The sequence below is a fragment of the Enterobacter sp. 237C8 genome (assembly GCF_034106865.1).
Lineage (GTDB): Bacteria > Pseudomonadota > Gammaproteobacteria > Enterobacterales > Enterobacteriaceae > Enterobacter > Enterobacter asburiae_B.
In genome coordinates, this window is record NZ_JAWNDF010000003.1 from 240,321 (window position 1) to 258,385 (window position 18,065).

15 protein-coding genes and 2 tRNA genes are annotated in these 18,065 nt (G+C 54.6%); 3 read left to right on the plus strand and 14 right to left on the minus strand.

Annotated features, from left to right (window positions below; all coding sequences use genetic code 11):
- Positions 1-4 precede the first annotated feature (4 nt).
- Together USF70_RS12940 and USF70_RS12945 are read left to right on the plus strand one after the other, a co-directional pair.
- Positions 5-883, plus strand: a complete 879-nt coding sequence (locus USF70_RS12940) for a U32 family peptidase (protein WP_033146738.1) — start codon at positions 5-7, stop codon at positions 881-883.
- A gap of 78 nt (positions 884-961) precedes the next feature.
- Positions 962-1,969, plus strand: coding sequence for a luciferase-like monooxygenase (locus tag USF70_RS12945; protein ID WP_047060267.1), 1,008 nt, complete (start codon positions 962-964; stop codon positions 1,967-1,969).
- A 62-nt stretch (positions 1,970-2,031) separates the two neighbouring features.
- Here the strand turns inward: USF70_RS12945 and mtr are convergent, their stop codons facing one another.
- The 12 genes from mtr to USF70_RS13005 form a co-directional block, all read right to left on the minus strand.
- Complete coding sequence (mtr, locus tag USF70_RS12950; protein ID WP_143346436.1) at positions 2,032-3,276, minus strand: tryptophan permease; 1,245 nt, start codon at positions 3,274-3,276, stop codon at positions 2,032-2,034.
- Between the two features lie 142 nt (positions 3,277-3,418).
- Positions 3,419-5,323 (minus strand): DEAD/DEAH family ATP-dependent RNA helicase, encoded by a 1,905-nt coding sequence (locus USF70_RS12955; RefSeq protein ID WP_320735687.1) that lies wholly within the window; start codon positions 5,321-5,323, stop codon positions 3,419-3,421.
- Positions 5,316-5,396 (minus strand): protein YrbN, encoded by an 81-nt coding sequence (yrbN, locus tag USF70_RS12960; RefSeq protein WP_097397692.1) that lies wholly within the window; start codon positions 5,394-5,396, stop codon positions 5,316-5,318. The genes USF70_RS12955 and yrbN overlap by 8 nt, the downstream gene beginning before the upstream one ends.
- Positions 5,397-5,503: 107 nt before the next feature.
- Positions 5,504-6,388 (minus strand): lipoprotein NlpI, encoded by an 885-nt coding sequence (gene nlpI / locus USF70_RS12965; protein WP_023309331.1) that lies wholly within the window; start codon positions 6,386-6,388, stop codon positions 5,504-5,506.
- Positions 6,389-6,496: 108 nt separating this feature from the next.
- Entirely contained in the window at positions 6,497-8,635 is a 2,139-nt protein-coding gene (gene pnp, locus USF70_RS12970) for a polyribonucleotide nucleotidyltransferase (protein WP_024906369.1), read from the minus strand.
- Positions 8,636-8,877: 242 nt separating this feature from the next.
- Positions 8,878-9,147 (minus strand): 30S ribosomal protein S15, encoded by a 270-nt coding sequence (gene rpsO, locus USF70_RS12975; RefSeq protein ID WP_003861789.1) that lies wholly within the window; start codon positions 9,145-9,147, stop codon positions 8,878-8,880.
- Between the two features lie 154 nt (positions 9,148-9,301).
- A complete protein-coding gene (truB, locus tag USF70_RS12980; RefSeq protein WP_221702924.1) occupies positions 9,302-10,252 on the minus strand; it encodes a tRNA pseudouridine(55) synthase TruB in 951 nt (316 codons plus the stop codon).
- Entirely contained in the window at positions 10,252-10,656 is a 405-nt protein-coding gene (rbfA, locus tag USF70_RS12985) for a 30S ribosome-binding factor RbfA (protein ID WP_003024988.1), read from the minus strand. Before rbfA ends, truB begins: the two co-directional genes overlap by 1 nt.
- An 89-nt stretch (positions 10,657-10,745) precedes the next feature.
- The gene (infB, locus tag USF70_RS12990) at positions 10,746-13,433 is read right to left on the minus strand and encodes a translation initiation factor IF-2 (protein ID WP_029739629.1); all 2,688 of its coding nucleotides are present in this window, start codon (positions 13,431-13,433) and stop codon (positions 10,746-10,748) included.
- A 24-nt stretch (positions 13,434-13,457) separates the two neighbouring features.
- The gene (gene nusA, locus USF70_RS12995) at positions 13,458-14,960 is read right to left on the minus strand and encodes a transcription termination factor NusA (protein WP_029739628.1); all 1,503 of its coding nucleotides are present in this window, start codon (positions 14,958-14,960) and stop codon (positions 13,458-13,460) included.
- A gap of 28 nt (positions 14,961-14,988) precedes the next feature.
- A complete protein-coding gene (gene rimP / locus USF70_RS13000) occupies positions 14,989-15,441 on the minus strand; it encodes a ribosome maturation factor RimP (protein WP_014833432.1) in 453 nt (150 codons plus the stop codon).
- Positions 15,442-15,648: 207 nt separating this feature from the next.
- Positions 15,649-15,725 (minus strand) — tRNA-Met (locus tag USF70_RS13005).
- A gap of 287 nt (positions 15,726-16,012) precedes the next feature.
- On the opposite strand from USF70_RS13005, the gene argG reads away from it, so the two are divergent.
- Positions 16,013-17,359 carry an argininosuccinate synthase gene (gene argG / locus USF70_RS13010; RefSeq protein ID WP_024906366.1) on the plus strand — a complete coding sequence of 449 codons (1,347 nt, stop codon included), beginning with the start codon at positions 16,013-16,015 and terminating at the stop codon, positions 17,357-17,359.
- A gap of 192 nt (positions 17,360-17,551) precedes the next feature.
- Here argG and USF70_RS13015 read toward each other — a convergent pair.
- A tRNA-Leu gene (locus USF70_RS13015) sits at positions 17,552-17,638 on the minus strand.
- 9 nt (positions 17,639-17,647) lie between these two features.
- Positions 17,648-17,980 (minus strand): preprotein translocase subunit SecG, encoded by a 333-nt coding sequence (gene secG, locus USF70_RS13020; RefSeq protein WP_023333590.1) that lies wholly within the window; start codon positions 17,978-17,980, stop codon positions 17,648-17,650.
- Between the last annotated feature and the right edge of the window lie 85 nt (positions 17,981-18,065).

Genomic DNA, 18,065 nt, shown 5'->3' on the forward strand with positions numbered 1-18,065 from the left:
AATCATGAAATATTCATTAGGACCGGTGCTCTACTACTGGCCAAAAGAGACGCTGGAAGATTTTTACCAACAGGCCGCGACCAGCAGCGCCGACGTGATTTACCTCGGCGAAGCGGTGTGCAGCAAGCGCCGCGCCACCAAAGTGGGCGACTGGCTGGATATGGCGAAAGGCCTGGCCGGCAGCGGCAAACAGGTGGTGCTCTCCACGCTCGCGCTGGTGCAGGCGTCGTCCGAACTGGGCGAGCTGAAGCGCTACGTTGAAAACGGTGAGTTCCTGCTGGAAGCGAGCGATCTGGGCGTGGTGAACATGTGCGCTGAACGCAGGCTGCCGTTCGTCGCGGGTCATGCCCTCAACTGCTACAACGCCGTCACCCTGCGCCTGCTGCTCAAACAGGGGATGACCCGCTGGTGCATGCCGGTGGAACTCTCGCGCGACTGGCTGGCAAACCTGCTTAACCAGTGCGACGAGCTGGGCATTCGCAATCAGTTTGAAGTGGAAGTGCTGAGCTACGGCCATCTGCCGCTGGCCTACTCCGCCCGCTGCTTCACCGCGCGCTCGGAAGACCGCCCGAAAGACGAATGCGAAACCTGCTGCATCAAGTACCCGAACGGACGCAGCATGCTGTCGCAGGAGAATCAGCAGGTGTTTGTCCTCAACGGTATTCAGACCATGAGCGGCTATGTCTATAACCTCGGCAACGAGCTGGCGTCGATGGACGGGCTGGTGGATATGGTTCGTCTGTCGCCGCTGGATACCGGCGTGTTCGCGATGCTGGACGCCTTCCGCGCCAATGAAGACGGCGCCGCGCCGCTGCCGCTGACGGCAAACAGCGACTGCAACGGCTACTGGAGACGGCTCGCCGGGCTGGAGCTGCAGGCGTAAAAAAGGCTCACTTTGTTAACAACGGTTATCATTATTTAATGCAGTATTAAAGATTGACCGTCGACAAAGTGAGCTGTTATGACTGACAAAACCATTCCGTTTTCGGTGCTGGACCTGGCGCCGATCCCTCAGGGCTCCTCGGCAAGAGAAGCCTTTTCGCACTCTCTGGATCTGGCTCAGCTGGCCGAGAAGCGTGGCTATCACCGCTACTGGCTGGCCGAACACCACAACATGGTGGGCATCGCCAGCGCCGCGACCTCGGTACTGATTGGCTATCTGGCAGCAAATACCACCACCCTGCACCTGGGCTCCGGCGGCGTAATGCTGCCGAACCACGCCCCGCTGGTGATTGCCGAGCAGTTTGGTACGCTGAATACGCTCTACCCGGGCCGTATAGATTTAGGGCTTGGTCGTGCGCCCGGCAGCGATCAGCCAACCATGCGCGCCCTGCGCCGCCATATGAGCGGTGATATCGACAACTTCCCGCGCGACGTGGCCGAGCTGGTGGACTGGTTCGACGCGCGCGATCCGAACCCGCACGTGCGCCCGGTACCGGGCTACGGTGAGAAGATCCCGGTGTGGCTGTTAGGCTCAAGCCTCTACAGCGCACAGCTCGCCGCGCAGCTTGGGCTGCCGTTTGCGTTTGCCTCCCACTTTGCACCGGATATGCTGCATCAGGCACTGCATCTCTACCGCACGAACTTCAAACCGTCCGAGCGTCTTGAGAAGCCGTACGCGATGGTGTGCATTAACATCATTGCCGCCGACAGCAATCGCGACGCGGAATTCCTGTTTACCTCCATGCAGCAGGCGTTTGTGAAGCTGCGTCGCGGTGAGACGGGCCAGCTTCCGCCGCCGGTGGAGAATATGCATCAGCTGTGGTCCGCCTCCGAGCAGTATGGCGTGCAGCAGGCGCTGAGCATGTCGCTGGTAGGCGATAAATCGAAAGTGCGCCACGGGCTGGACGCGGTGCTGCGCGAAACGCAGGCGGATGAGATTATGGTTAACGGCCAGATTTTCGATCACCAGGCGCGTTTGCATTCGTTTGAACTGGCGATGCAGGTGAAAGAGGAACTGGTGGGGTAGTTTTTTGCTTTTCTCCCTCTCACTATGGGAGAGGGCCGGCGTGAGGGGTTCAACCCCTCGTCTTACTGATACACAGGCAACAGATTAAAACTCGACAGCACGTGTACCAGTGCGTTACCAACGCCGAATACCAGAATCAGCACAATCATCGGCTTGCCGCCCCAGACGCGGAATTTCGGGCTACCGAAGCGTTTACGTGATTTGCGCGCCAGCAGCGCCGGCACAATTGCTGCCCAGATAGTTGCCGCCAGCCCTGCATAGCCGATGGCGTACAGGAAGCCGTTCGGCCACAGCAGACCGCCCACAATCGGCGGCAGGAAGGTCAGCAGCGCGGTTTTTAAACGCCCCATCGCAGAATCATCAAAGCCGAACAGATCCGCCAGATAGTCAAACAAGCCCAGCGTCACGCCCAGGAAAGAGCTCGCCACCGCAAAGTTAGAGAAGATAACCAGCAGTAGATCCAGGCTGCGGCTGTTCAGCACGCCGCTCAGCGCCTGCACCAGCACGTCGATGTTACCCCCCTTCTGGGCAATGCCGATAAATTCCGGACGCGGGATGTTGCCCATCGTCCCCAGCAGCCAAATCACATACAGACCCAGCGCCAGCAGCGTGCCGTAGACCAGACACTTCACAATGGTGCGGGGATCTTTGCCGTAGTACTTCATCAGGCTCGGCACGTTACCGTGGTAGCCAAACGACGCCAGACAGAACGGCAGCGTCATCAGCAGGTACGGCGTGTAGGAGGTGTTCACTTCGGCGACGTTAGACAGCGTGGCGGGCGTCACGTGCCCCAGCAGGCTGCCGAAGGTCAGGAAGAAAGTGATGACCTTCGCGCCTAATACGATCGCCGTCATGCGGCTCACCGCTTTGGTACTCATCCAGACGATAAACGCCACAGCCAGCGCAAAACATAACCCTGCCAGACGCGCCGGAACGTTCAGCGACATCTCCGAGAAGGTGTGATGCAGAATCGAGCCGCTCGCCGAAATATACGCGTAGGTCAGGATATAGAGCACAAACGCGATGGACAGGCCGTTCACCAGGTTCCAGCCTTTGCCCAGCAGATCTTTGGTGATGGTGTCGAAGCTGGAGCCAATGCGGTAGTTCAGGTTTGCTTCAAGGATCATCAGCCCGGAATGGAGCATGCAGAACCAGGTGAAGACCAGCGCGGCCAGCGACCAGAAGAACCACGCACCGGACATGACCACTGGCAGGGAAAACATCCCGGCACCAATGATGGTTCCGCCGATGATCACCACGCCGCCAAGCAGCGAAGGTGACGTTTGGGTGGTGGTTAGTGTCGCCATACAGCCTTTTCTCCAGTCAATCATGCGGTTCTGCATTTTAATGTGACGCACTGTACCAGTACAAGAGTACAAAAGGAATAAAAAAAGCCCCGATAGCGTGTATCGGGGCTGTATATTTTACTTTACGTCAGAAGAGTGAGGCTTACGCGTCACCGAAACGGCGACGACTGGTGCCTTCTTCACGACGTGGGCCGCGGTTTTCGCGACGCTCGCCGGAGAAACGACGACCTTCACCACCGCGACCTTCGCTGCGGCCGCCTTCACGACGCTCGCCACCGAAGCTGCGACCACCGCCACGACGTTCACCACCGCGGTCTGGACGTGGCTGTGCATCGCCCATCAGCTGCATGTTCATCGGTTTGTTCAGGATGCGGGTACGCGTAAAGTGCTGCAGCACTTCGCCCGGCATGCCTTTTGGCAGCTCGATGGTAGAGTGGGATGCGAACAGCTTGATGTTACCGATGTAACGGCTGCTGATGTCGCCTTCGTTAGCGATCGCGCCAACGATGTGACGAACTTCAACGCCGTCATCACGGCCCACTTCAATGCGGTACAGTTCCATATCACCCGCGTCACGACGTTCACGACGTGGACGGTCTTCACCACCACGCTCTGGACGGTCACCACGTGGGCCACGGTCATTGCGGTCATTACGGTCGCCACGACGTTCGAAGCGATCGTCACGGTCACGGAATTCACGCTTAGGACGCATCGGCGCATCTGGTGGCACGATCAGGCTACGTTCGCCCTGAGCCATTTTCAGCAGTGCTGCAGCCAGGGTTTCCATGTCCAGCTCTTCGCCTTCAGCAACAGGCTGAATCTGCGACAGCAGCGCACGGTACTGGTCCAGATCGCTGCTTTCCAGCTGCTGCTGTACTTTCGAGGCGAATTTTTCCAGGCGGCGTTTGCCCAGCAGATCTGCGTTTGGCAGGTCAGCTTCTGGAATGGTCAGCTTCATGGTGCGTTCAATGTTACGCAGCAGACGACGCTCGCGGTTCTCAACGAACAGCAGCGCACGACCCGCACGACCCGCACGACCGGTACGGCCGATACGGTGAACGTAAGACTCGGAATCCATCGGGATGTCGTAGTTCACAACCAGGCTGATACGCTCAACGTCCAGACCACGTGCTGCCACGTCGGTTGCAATCAGGATATCCAGACGACCGTCTTTCAAACGCTCCAGAGTCTGCTCACGCAGGGCCTGGTTCATGTCGCCGTTCAGCGCTGCGCTGTTGTAGCCGCTACGCTCCAGGGCTTCAGCCACTTCCAGAGTCGCGTTTTTGGTACGCACGAAGATAATCGCCGCATCAAAATCTTCCGCTTCCAGGAAACGTACCAGCGCTTCGTTTTTGCGCATGCCGTACACAGACCAGTAGCTCTGGCTGATGTCCGGGCGAGTGGTTACGCTGGACTGAATACGCACTTCCTGAGGATCTTTCATGAAGCGCTTGGTGATACGACGAATCGCTTCTGGCATGGTGGCAGAGAACAGCGCGGTCTGATGACCGTCCGGGATCTGCGCCATGATGGTTTCGACGTCTTCGATGAAGCCCATACGCAGCATTTCATCTGCTTCATCCAGTACCAGGCCGCTCAGTTTAGAGAGGTCCAGAGTACCGCGCTTCAGGTGATCCAGCAGACGGCCCGGCGTACCGACAACAATCTGTGGGCCCTGGCGCAGGGCGCGTAACTGCACGTCATAACGCTGGCCGCCGTACAGGGCTACCACGTTTACGCCGCGCATATGTTTAGAGAATTCCGTCATGGCTTCTGCAACCTGAACAGCCAGTTCACGGGTTGGAGCCAGGACGAGGATCTGCGGTGCACGCAGGTCCGGATCAATGTTGTTCAGCAGCGGCAGCGAGAATGCTGCAGTTTTACCGCTACCAGTCTGGGCCATGCCCAGCACGTCACGACCAGAAAGCAGGTGTGGGATACACTCAGCCTGGATCGGAGATGGTTTTTCGTAACCCAGATCGTTAAGGGCTTCAAGGATAGGAGCCTTCAGGCCCAGATCTGCAAAAGTGGTTTCGAATTCAGCCATGTAGTACAAGTGCCTCGATATTAATGGCGGCCAGTCTACTTAGCTCATCGTGAAAATGATTAGCAATTTTCATTGAAAAGTGTGAACCGGCTCAAAGTAGGTGTATTGACGAACAACAACGCCCTCACCAGTTAAGGTGATGGCAATCAAAAGATTACGGGCTGATGTTTATGTCGTCAGCTATTGCTGGTCCGATTCTGCCAGGTCGTCATGCTCCTGGCCCAAGAGCGATAATTCCAACAATGCATAACGGTGCTCAACGAAGTTGTGTACGTTGTTAGCAACCGCTAATTTGAACAGTGCCGTAGCGCTGTCCATATCCCCCAGACTTAGGTAGTACTTACCTAAATAGAAGTTGGTTTCACTGAGATGCTCAGCGAGCGAGGTGTTATCCGTTGCGTCCGCCTTGAGGCGTTCCATCAGCGTTGCTTCGCTAATGTTGCCCAGGTAGAACTCGACAATGTTCCATCCCCACTGTTCCTTGTCCGATTTATCGAAGCGCTGTTTCAGTGCCTCTTTTGCCTGCTTCTCATCGAGTTTCCGCTCAACGATGTAAAGCCACAGGCTACGGAAAGGATCATTAGGATCGTCTTGATAAAACGCCAGCAGATCATCTTGCGCTAACTTATCACGACCGCCGTAATACAATGCGATACCGCGATTCAAGTGCGCGTAGTTGTAAGTTGGATCAAGCTCAAGTACAGAATCAAACGCTTCATAGGCAGCATCAAAATTGCCTGCCTGCGTTAAATAAATGCCTAAGTAATTGAATACTTCAGGCATATCAGGTCGGATAGCCAGCGCTTGTGAAAAATCATTTCGCGCCAATGCCCTCAGACCGAGACTATCATACAACACTCCGCGCTCATATAAAAGCTGTGCGCGTTCTTCATCGGTTAAAGCCCGACTGGCAAGTATTTGTTCCATGCGTGCCAGAATCACTTCCTGCTGCAAAGTCGGTTGCAATGGCACTGCGAGGACTTCGCTCTTACGCCAGGCAGAGTTGCTGCATCCTGCCAGCGTTAAAGCTGTCGCAACGAAACACCAGCGCAAAAAAGGCTTCATTTCCCACTCCCGAAGACAACTATTGGATGAACGTCCTGTCCCCCGGCGGCTTAACAAGGCGTCCTGCCTGATAATAGGCCCTCCGCAAAGCGGAGGGCAAATGGCAACTTATTCGCCTTGCTGTTCTGCTGCCTGTGCTTCTGGCGCAGCAGCTGGCTGAGACTGCTCGGTTGCTTCTTTAATGCTCAGACGGATACGGCCCTGGCGATCAACTTCCAGAACTTTCACCGGTACTTCCTGACCCATCTGCAGGTAATCGGTCACTTTCTCAACGCGCTTGTCAGCGATCTGAGAGATGTGAACCAGACCTTCTTTACCGCCACCGATGGCAACGAACGCGCCAAAGTCAACGATACGGGTCACTTTACCTGCGTAGACGCGGCCCACTTCGATCTCTGCCGTGATTTCTTCGATGCGACGGATCGCGAATTTCGCTTTCTCGCCGTCGGTTGCTGCGATCTTCACAGTACCGTCATCTTCGATTTCGATCGTGGTGCCAGTCTCTTCGGTCAGCGCACGGATTACGGAACCGCCCTTACCGATAACATCTTTGATCTTGTCTGGATTGATCTTGATGGTGTGGATACGTGGAGCGAACTGAGAAATGTCGCCACGCGGCGCGTTAATCGCCTGTTCCATCACGCCCAGGATGTGCAGACGCGCACCTTTAGCCTGGTTCAGAGCAACCTGCATGATCTCTTTGGTGATACCTTCAATTTTGATATCCATCTGCAGCGCAGAGATACCTTCGCGGGAACCCGCTACTTTGAAGTCCATATCGCCCAGGTGGTCTTCGTCACCCAGAATGTCAGACAGAACAACGAAGTTGTCGCCTTCTTTCACCAGGCCCATTGCGATACCCGCAACGGCGGCTTTGATTGGCACGCCTGCATCCATCAGCGCCAGAGAAGCACCACACACGGAAGCCATGGAAGAAGAACCGTTGGATTCGGTGATTTCAGAAACCACACGAACGGTGTACGGGAACTTGTCAGCTTCTGGCATTACTGCCAACACGCCGCGCTTCGCCAGACGACCGTGACCAATTTCACGACGCTTCGGCGAGCCAACCATACCGGTCTCACCTACGGAGTACGGAGGGAAGTTGTAGTGGAACAGGAAGCTGTCAGTGCGCTCGCCCATCAGTTCGTCGATGATCTGTGCGTCACGTGCAGTACCCAGGGTCGCGGTTACCAGCGCCTGCGTTTCGCCACGGGTGAACAGCGCGGAACCGTGAGTACGTGGCAGAACGCCAGTACGCACATCCAGACCACGGATCATGTCTTTTTCGCGGCCATCGATACGCGGCTCGCCTGCCAGTACGCGGCTACGAACAACGTTTTTCTCGATTGCGTGCAGGATGTCGCTCAGTTCGTTAGCGTCCAGCGTTTCGTCTTCAGCAACCAGCGTCGCGATAGTTTCAGATTTGATCACGTCAACCTGAGCGTAACGCTCCTGTTTGTCAGTGATGCGGTATGCATCGCTCAGACGAGATTCTGCCAGAGCTGCAACGCGTGCGTTCAGCGCGTCGTTTGCTGCTTCTGGCTGCCAGTCCCAACGTGGTTTACCGGCTTCTTTCACCAGGTCGTTGATGTTCTGGATAACGATCTGCTGCTGGTCGTGGCCAAATACCACAGCGCCCAGCATCTGGTCTTCGCTCAGCAGTTCAGCTTCGGATTCAACCATCAGCACAGCCGCTTCAGTACCTGCAACAACCAGGTCCAGCTTACTTTCTTTCAGCTCTTCCTGGGTTGGGTTCAGCACGTACTGGTCGTTGATGTAGCCAACGCGCGCGGCACCGATTGGGCCATTGAATGGAATACCAGACAGTGACAGGGCAGCGGATGCGCCGATCATGGCAACGATGTCCGGGTTAACCTGTGGGTTAACGGAAACAACGGTCGCGATAACCTGTACTTCGTTAACGAAGCCTTCCGGGAACAGCGGACGAACCGGGCGGTCAATCAGACGCGCAATCAGGGTTTCGCCTTCGCTTGGACGGCCTTCACGACGGAAGAAACCACCCGGGATTTTACCGGCAGCGTAGGTACGCTCCTGGTAGTTAACGGTCAGCGGGAAGAAGTCCTGACCTGGTTTAGCTTTTTTCTGGCCAACAACGGTAACGAATACCGCAGTGTCATCCATGCTTACCATAACGGCAGCAGTAGCCTGACGTGCCATCATGCCGGTTTCCAGCGTGACGGTATGTTGACCATACTGGAATTTACGAACGATCGGATTCAGCAAAGTTCTGTCCTTTCTTAAATGTTTGACAGCACACCACCGGTGTGCTGTCGATTTAACCCGACCTTCTTCGCATCCTCGCGACTAATGACAACCAACACCCCCATGGGTGAAGCCTCTCATTAGCCGCGCGAACCTCTGCAATGAAGATCATTTATAGCAACAATACAATAGTTTCCAGTGAATTGCTGCCGTCTGGTTGAAAAAAGGGGCCATCAGGCCCCCTTTTCTGAAACTCGCAAGAATTAGCGACGCAGACCCAGACGCTCGATCAGCGCGGTGTAGCGTGCAACATCTTTACGTTTCAGGTAGTCGAGCAGTTTACGACGCTGAGAAACCATACGCAGCAGACCACGACGGCTGTGGTGATCTTTTTTGTGCTCTGCAAAGTGACCCTGCAGGTGGTTAATCTGTGCAGTCAGCAGTGCAACCTGAACTTCGGTAGAACCGCTGTCGTTAGTACCACGACCAAACTCAGAAACGATTTTAGCTTTAGCTTCAACGCTTAGAGACATTTTCAAACTCCAAAGTATAAAGAATGTAAGGATGCCGATCTCTAATTCAGCAATCCCATGTACGCCCCGCAGATTGTTAAACAATTTACCAGGCGTTAAGCGGCGATATTCTACTCGTCTCCCCTGCTTATCGCAAGGTGAGCCGTTATCACCGTCACGCGTCGACCGGATATTCGACAACCAGACGACGCGGCGCAACGCGCCCTTCGCCATCCATTTCGCCCATACCGATGAATTTCCCTTCGTCACCTTCGGTCACGCGTACCAGTCCTTCCAGCGGCGCTTGTGCCGTACGAACCGGGTTGCCGTTCTTAAAGTAAACGGACGATGTTAAAGGAAGATTAACAACCGGGAAGTCCGCTGCCGGACTGTCCATCGGCATCAGCAAAGGATCCAGCAAATCTGCCGGCGGAATCCCCTGCGCTTCCGCCTGTTCTACCAGCTCGCGCAGATATTCCAGGGTGACCATCCGCTCCACCGGATACTTGCTCACCGCCAGGCGGCGCAGGTAAATCACATGCGCACCGCAGCCCAGCTTTTCACCGAGGTCGTCGATGATGGTGCGAATATAGGTCCCTTTCGAACAGTGTACTTCCAGCTCCAGCTCATCACCTTCGTGGCGAATAAACAGCAGCTCATACACGGTTATCGGACGGGCTTCACGCGGGACATCAATGCCCTGGCGCGCATATTCGTAGAGCTTCTTGCCCTGATATTTCAGCGCCGAATACATCGACGGCACCTGCATCGTGTCTCCACGGAAGCTCTCCAGCGCAGCATCAAGCTGCTCCGCGCTGAACGTCACCGGACGCTCTTCCACCACCTGGCCATCCGCGTCGGAGGTATCCGTGCGCTGGCCCAGTTTAGCGATAACGCGGTAGCGCTTATCGGAGTCAAGCAGGTACTGGGAAAACTTTGTCGCCTCTCCCAGGCAGACCGGCAGCATGCCCGTTGCCAGCGGATCGAGCGCGCCGGTGTGGCCCGCACGGTTGGCGTTATAAATACGCTTAACTTTCTGCAGCACGTCGTTGCTGGAAGCGCCCTGGGGTTTATCCAGCAGCAGCACACCATGCACGTCGCGACCGCGACGACGAGGACGACTCATTAGTCCTCCTTGCTGTCGTCCGCCGGGTTAACACGACGCTCGTCATCATGTTTAACCACGCTGGTCACCAGGTTGGACATACGCATACCTTCGACCAGCGAGTTGTCGTAGAAGAAGGTCAGCTCAGGCACGATGCGCAGGCGCATCGCTTTGCCGAGCAGGGAGCGGATGAAACCAGAGGCTTCCTGCAGCGCTTTAATGCCGTTTTTCACTGCCGCTTCGTCCTGATCGTTCAGGAAGGTGACGAACACTTTTGCATACGCCAGATCGCGGGACATTTCGACACCGGAAACGGTGGTCATCATGCCGACGCGCGGGTCTTTAATTTCACGTTGCAGAATGAGCGCGATCTCTTTCTGCATTTCCTGCGCTACGCGCTGAGGGCGACCAAATTCTTTCGCCATAATAAATTCTCCAGACAAAAAAGGGGCTAAAAGCCCCTTTTAAAATTATTGCCGGGTGGCGCGAGGCGATCCCGGCTTACAATCGGTAATTAAGCGATGGTACGCTGAATTTCGATGATCTCGAACACTTCGATCATATCGCCAACGCGAACGTCGTTGTAGTTCTTCACGCCGATACCACATTCCATGCCGTTACGGACTTCGTTAACGTCATCTTTGAAGCGGCGCAGGGATTCCAGCTCGCCTTCGTAGATAACCACGTTGTCACGCAGTACGCGGATTGGGTTGTGACGCTTGATGTTACCTTCGGTAACCATACAGCCCGCGATCGCACCGAATTTCGGTGATTTGAACACGTCACGTACTTCAGCCAGACCGATGATCTGCTGTTTCAGCTCAGGAGACAGCATGCCGCTCATCGCTGCTTTCACTTCGTCGATCAGGTTATAGATGACGGAGTAGTAACGCAGATCCAGGCTTTCGGCTTCAATTACTTTACGCGCAGATGCATCCGCACGAACGTTGAAGCCAACCAGGATAGCGTTGGAAGCAGCAGCCAGGGTTGCGTCGGTTTCGGTGATACCACCTACGCCAGAACCGATGATCTTCACTTTCACTTCGTCGGTAGACAATTTCAGCAAGGAGTCGGAGATCGCTTCCACAGAACCCTGAACGTCAGCTTTCAGAACGATGTTCACTTCGTGAACTTCGCCCTCGGTCATGTTGGCAAACATGTTCTCGAGTTTAGATTTCTGCTGGCGAGCCAGTTTAACTTCACGGAATTTGCCCTGACGATACAGCGCAACTTCACGCGCTTTCTTCTCGTCACGCACAACCGTCACTTCGTCACCGGCAGCCGGAACACCGGACAGACCCAGGATTTCCACTGGAATGGACGGACCCGCTTCCAGAACTTCCTGACCCAGTTCGTTACGCATCGCACGAACGCGGCCGTATTCGAAGCCGCACAGAACGATGTCGCCCTTGTTCAGGGTACCTTCACGAACCAGAACGGTTGCAACCGGACCACGACCTTTATCCAGGAAGGATTCGATTACCGCGCCGCTCGCCATACCATTACGGATCGCTTTCAGCTCCAGTACTTCAGCCTGCAGCAGGATCGCGTTCAGCAGGTCGTCGATACCGGTACCCGCTTTCGCAGATACTGGGATGAACTGCGCTTCACCGCCCCACTCTTCCGGCATAACGCCGTACTGAGACAGTTCGTTCTTCACGCGGTCCAGATCGGCTTCTGGCTTATCGATTTTGTTGACTGCAACAACCAGAGGCACCTGCGCCGCTTTCGCGTGCTGGATAGCTTCGATGGTCTGTGGCATCACGCCGTCGTCTGCGGCAACAACCAGTACAACGATATCCGTTGCCTGAGCACCACGAGCACGCATTGAGGTAAACGCTGCGTGGCCTGGGGTATCCAGGAAGGTGATCATGCCGTTTTCGGTTTCTACGTGGTAAGCACCGATGTGCTGGGTAATACCACCCGCTTCACCAGAGGCAACCTTAGTAGAACGAATGTAGTCAAGCAGAGAGGTTTTACCGTGGTCAACGTGACCCATGATGGTCACAACCGGTGCACGCGGTTCAGCCGCAGCGCCAGTATCACGGTCGCTCATTACTGCTTCTTCCAGCTCGTTTTCACGACGCAGGATAACTTTGTGGCCCATCTCTTCAGCAACCAGCTGTGCGGTTTCCTGGTCGATGACCTGGTTGATGGTCGCCATGGCGCCCAGTTTCATCATCGCTTTGATGACCTGAGAGCCTTTAACCGCCATCTTGTTCGCCAGATCGCCAACGGTGATGGTTTCGCCAATCACGACGTCACGGTTAACGGCCTGAGCAGGCTTCTGGAAGCTCTGCTGCAGAGCGGAACCTTTACGCTTACCGCCTTTACCGCCGCGAACAGCAGCGCGTGCTTCTTCACGGTCAGCTTTGGATTCAGCGTGTTTGTTGCCTTTTTTCGCCGGACGCGCTGCTTTTGCATTACGGCCACGGCCACGACCGCCTTCAACTTCACGGTCGTTATCATCTTCAGCCTGACGCGCATGCTGAGAAGTGGTCACGTGATAGTCGCTGGTGTCTTCAGTCGGCTCAACGGTATTCACACCATTCTTCTCGTTTTCTTCTGCCATACGGCGCGCTTCTTCGGCGACGCGGCGAGCTTCTTCTTCCAGCTTACGGCGGGCTTCTTCTTCCGCTTTACGCTTCAGCTCGGCAGCTTCATTTTCACGGCGGGCTTTTTCAGCCTGGGCGGTTTTGGTCATTTCGTCTGTCTGTTGATTGCTCACTTTGTCTTTTTCCGCAGCGTCACGCTTCACTTTATCACTTGCGTCGCGTTTCGCTTTTTCTGCGGCCTCACGTTCAGCTTTTAATTCTGCTTCACGTTTGGCGGTTGCTTCCGCCTCACGCTGAGCTTGTTCTTCCGCTTCACGCTGTGCCTGCTCTTCCGCGGCAAGGCGTTCTGCCTCTTGCGGATCACGTTTTACAAAGGTGCGCGTCTTGCGGACTTCAATTTGGACCGATTTGCTTTTGCCACCGGTACCAGGGATGTTTAACGTGCTACGCGTTTTGCGCTGCAGCGTTAACTTGTCAGGCGTAGAACCGTGTTCACGGTTCAGGTGCGTTAACAAGGTTTGTTTTTCTTGCGCGGTCACCGAGTCATCAGCGGACTTCGGGATCCCTGCATCAGCAAATTGCTGTACCAGGCGGTCCACGGAGGTCTGAATCTCAGCAGCCAGCGATTTTACAGTTACATCAGTCATGCTGTTCCTTCCTGCTACAGTTTATTACGCTTCGTCGCCGAACCAGCAAATATTACGTGCGGCCATGATGAGCTCGCCGGCTTTCTCGTCGGTTAAACCTTCGATATCAGCCAGGTCATCAACGCCTTGCTCAGCGAGATCTTCCAGCGTACAAACACCACGGGCAGCCAGCTTGAACGCAATCGCACGATCAAGACCTTCCAGATTCAGCAGGTCATCAGCCGGCTTCTTATCGCCAAGGCTTTCTTCCTGAGCCAGTGCCAGGGTGGTCAGTGCGTTTTTAGCGCGTTCACGCAGGGCTTCAACGGTTGGTTCATCCAGACCGTCAATTTCCAGCAGCTCTTTCATTGGCACATAGGCCAGTTCTTCCAGCGTAGAGAAACCTTCTTCAACCAGAACAGTGGCGAAGTCTTCGTCAATATCCAGGTATTTAGTGAAGGTATCGATCGCCGCATGGGCTTCAGCCTGATGCTTAGCCTGCAGGTCATCAACGGTCATTACGTTGAGTTCCCAGCCGCTCAGCTGTGACGCCAGGCGTACGTTCTGGCCGTTACGGCCAATTGCCTGCGCCAGGTTGCCCGCTTCAACAGCGATATCCATGGTGTGTTTGTCTTCGTCAACAACGATAGACGCCACATCAGCTGGAGCCATTGCGTTGATCACGAACTGCGCCGGGTTGTCATCCCACAGAACGATATCAATACGTTCGCCGCCCAGCTCAGTCGAAACTGCCTGAACGCGCGCACCGCGCATACCGACGCAAGCACCGACCGGGTCGATACGCTTGTCGTTGGTTTTCACCGCAATTTTCGCACGGGAGCCCGGATCGCGAGCCGCCGCTTTAATCTCGATAACTTCTTCACCGATTTCCGGCACTTCGATACGGAACAGTTCTACCAGCATTTCTGGTTTAGAACGGGTCACGAACAGCTGTGCACCACGCGCTTCAGGGCGAACGGCGTACAGAACACCGCGAATACGGTCACCTGGGCGGAAGTTTTCACGCGGCAGCATATCTTCACGCAGGATCACGGCTTCAGCGTTACCCGGCAACCCTTCGGATTTGATCTCCAGGGAGATGTTGTCGCGGTTCACTTTCTTCACCACGCCGGTGATGATTTCGCCTTCCTGATCGCGGAACTGATCGACAACCAGCGCGCGCTCGGCTTCGCGCACTTTCTGCACGATAACCTGTTTAGCGGTCTGGGTCGTGATACGGTCAAAGGTGACAGATTCAATCTGATCTTCAACGTACTCGCCCACGTTCAGACTTTCGTCTTCAAAACGGGCAGCTTCCAGCGTGATCTCTTTGGTCGGCTGGGTCACTTCTTCAACGATTACCCAACGACGGAATGTATCGAAGTCACCGCTTTTACGATCGATTTCTACGCGAACATCGATCTCTTGTTCGTATTTTTTCTTGGTTGCTGTAGCCAGTGCACTTTCCAGCGCTTCGAAAATCTTCTCACGCGGCAGTGATTTCTCGTTGGAGACGGCTTCAACAACAGCCAAAATTTCTTTGTTCATCGCGGGCTTTTCACCTCAATCCAGACTGTTAAAAGTGGGGAACCAGGTTCGCCTTCTGGATATTACTCAGCGCGAACACTTCATCTTTGCCTTCGACTGTCACCGTGATCATTTCACCATCAACGGCTTTGATAATTCCCTGCCATTTACGGCGGTTCTGTACGGCCATACGCAGAACGAGAGCCACTTCTTCACCGGTAAAGCGCACATAGTGCTCGGCCGTGAACATCGGGCGATCGAGGCCAGGTGAGGAAACTTCCAGGTTGTACGCAACGGTAATCGGGTCTTCAACATCAAGAACCGCACTCACCTGGTGGCTGACATCAGCACAATCATCAACATTGATGCCATCTTCACTATCAATATAGATGCGCAGCGTCGATGTACGGCCGCGAACGAATTCGATGCCGACCAGTTCGTAGCCCAGTGCTTCGACCGGTGCAGTAATCATCTCTGTTAATTTTTGCTCTAATGTGGACAAGCCCACCCCCAAGACATAAAAAAAGGGCGTAAAGCCCAGTTATTCTGTAGTCAGATAACAAAAAACCCCGATAAATCGGGGCTTTAGATAACTGAACCCTATAGCCACAACTGTGGCCTGGAGCACTTTCCGAAAGAATTTTTTCAAATCCAGCTACGAAGGCTCTAAGTCTTCACAGTATATTTGAAAAAGAACTTTATGGGAAAGTGGTTGCGGGGGCCGGATTTGAACCGACGACCTTCGGGTTATGAGCCCGACGAGCTACCAGGCTGCTCCACCCCGCGCCTGAAACGTGGCAAATTCTACGCGTTTTGGACAGAATTTGCAAATAATGCTGGGATTTGGTACCGAAGACGGGACGTAAAATCGGCGTTTAGTATATTGATAGTTGACCCCACCTGTCAACCCAACTTCCGCCAGATCAATTAGACCAAAATTTTTACAAAAAACGCACGACTCTCTTCCGGTCTTCGCCAAAAGATGATTAAATGAATACTCACTTATTTTGCATAAAAATGCACAAGAGAGCGAAAGCGGTCTCTAATCAGTCAATCAAGCAGGGTTTTATTCTATGACGACGATTCTCAAGCATCTTCCGGTAGGACAACGTATTGGCATCGCTTTCTCAGGCGGCCTGGATACCAGCGCTGCACTGCTGTGGATGCGCCAGAAGGGAGCGGTTCCGTACGCCTATACTGCGAACCTGGGTCAGCCGGATGAGGACGACTACGATGCCATTCCTCGTCGCGCTAAAGAGTATGGTGCAGAGAACGCGCGCCTGATTGACTGCCGTAAGCAACTGGTCGCTGAAGGTATCGCGGCTATTCAGTGCGGTGCGTTCCATAACACCACCGGCGGCCTGACCTATTTCAACACTACCCCGCTGGGCCGTGCGGTCACCGGCACCATGCTGGTTGCGGCGATGAAAGAAGACGGCGTGAACATCTGGGGTGACGGTAGCACCTATAAAGGTAACGATATTGAACGTTTCTATCGTTATGGCCTGCTGACCAACGCCGAACTGCAGATCTACAAGCCGTGGCTGGATACCGACTTCATCGACGAACTGGGTGGCCGTCATGAAATGTCCGAGTTTATGATCGCCTGCGGCTTCGACTATAAGATGTCAGTCGAGAAGGCCTACTCCACCGACTCCAACATGCTGGGTGCGACGCACGAAGCGAAAGACCTGGAATTCCTGAACTCCAGCGTGAAGATCGTTAACCCGATCATGGGCGTGAAGTTCTGGGACGAGAACGTAAAAATCCAGGCTGAAGAAGTGACCGTGCGTTTCGAACGCGGCCATCCGGTTGCGCTGAACGGTAAAACCTTCTCTGATGATGTTGAGCTGATGCTGGAAGCTAACCGTATTGGCGGTCGTCACGGTCTGGGCATGAGCGATCAGATTGAAAACCGTATCATCGAAGCGAAAAGCCGTGGCATCTATGAAGCCCCGGGAATGGCACTGCTGCACATCGCTTACGAGCGTCTGCTGACCGGCATTCACAACGAAGACACCATCGAGCAGTATCACTCTCATGGCCGTCAACTGGGTAAACTGCTGTATCAGGGCCGCTGGTTCGATCCACAGGCGCTGATGCTGCGTGATGCGCTGCAGCGTTGGGTGGCAAGCGCGATCACCGGTGAAGTCACGCTGGAGCTGCGTCGCGGAAACGACTACTCCATCCTGAACACCGTGTCTGACAACCTGACCTATAAAGCAGAGCGTCTGACCATGGAGAAAGGTGAATCCGTGTTCTCACCGGACGATCGTATTGGTCAGCTGACCATGCGTAACCTGGACATCACCGATACCCGCGAGAAGCTGTTCAACTATGTTGAGAATGGCCTGCTCTCCGCCAGTTCAGGTAACGGTCTGCCGCAGGTTGAAAACCTGGAGCACAGCGATAAGAAGTAATCGCTGATATAACGTGCAAAAGGCGCCCACAGGGCGCCTTTTTTATTTTGATTTTCGCAGGCCCGGTAAGCGCAGCGCCACCGGGCAACATGGCGGTTGACGCATGCGCTTACCCGCCCTACAAAAGATCGGAGATCTCGCAGTCTACAGACGAAAAAAAAGACGTCTTTCGACGTCTTTCTTCTGGAATATTGGTACCGAGGATGGGACTCGAACCCACAAGCCCGTTAGGGCACTACCACCTCAAGGTAGCGTGTCTACCAATTCCACCACCTCGGTACAGAATACTTAGTGCGGGATATCGCTGGTTGGCTTAGCCGGTGCAGCTGGCTGAGTTTGCTCAGTTTTCGCTGGCGCGCTCAGATTTTCCCACTCGCTTCCTTTGCTGGTCTTGTTGCTGTTGATATTGCCAAGCACAAGGCTGATGATGAAGAACAGCGTAGCCAGAATCGCCGTTGTGCGGGTCATGAAGTTCGCAGAACCACTTGAACCGAACAGCGTACCGGAAGCGCCTGCTCCGAAGGAGGCTCCCATATCAGCGCCTTTACCTTGCTGCAGCATGATCAGCGCTACGAGAGCGATGGCTACAATAAGGAAAATAACTAAAAGAGCTTCGTACATAATCAACCTGTTCCTTGCGGATTTGCCGCATACCAATGCTTCGACCAATTAGCAGGATTTTTGTTTCCCACTGAAGCGGGTGTGA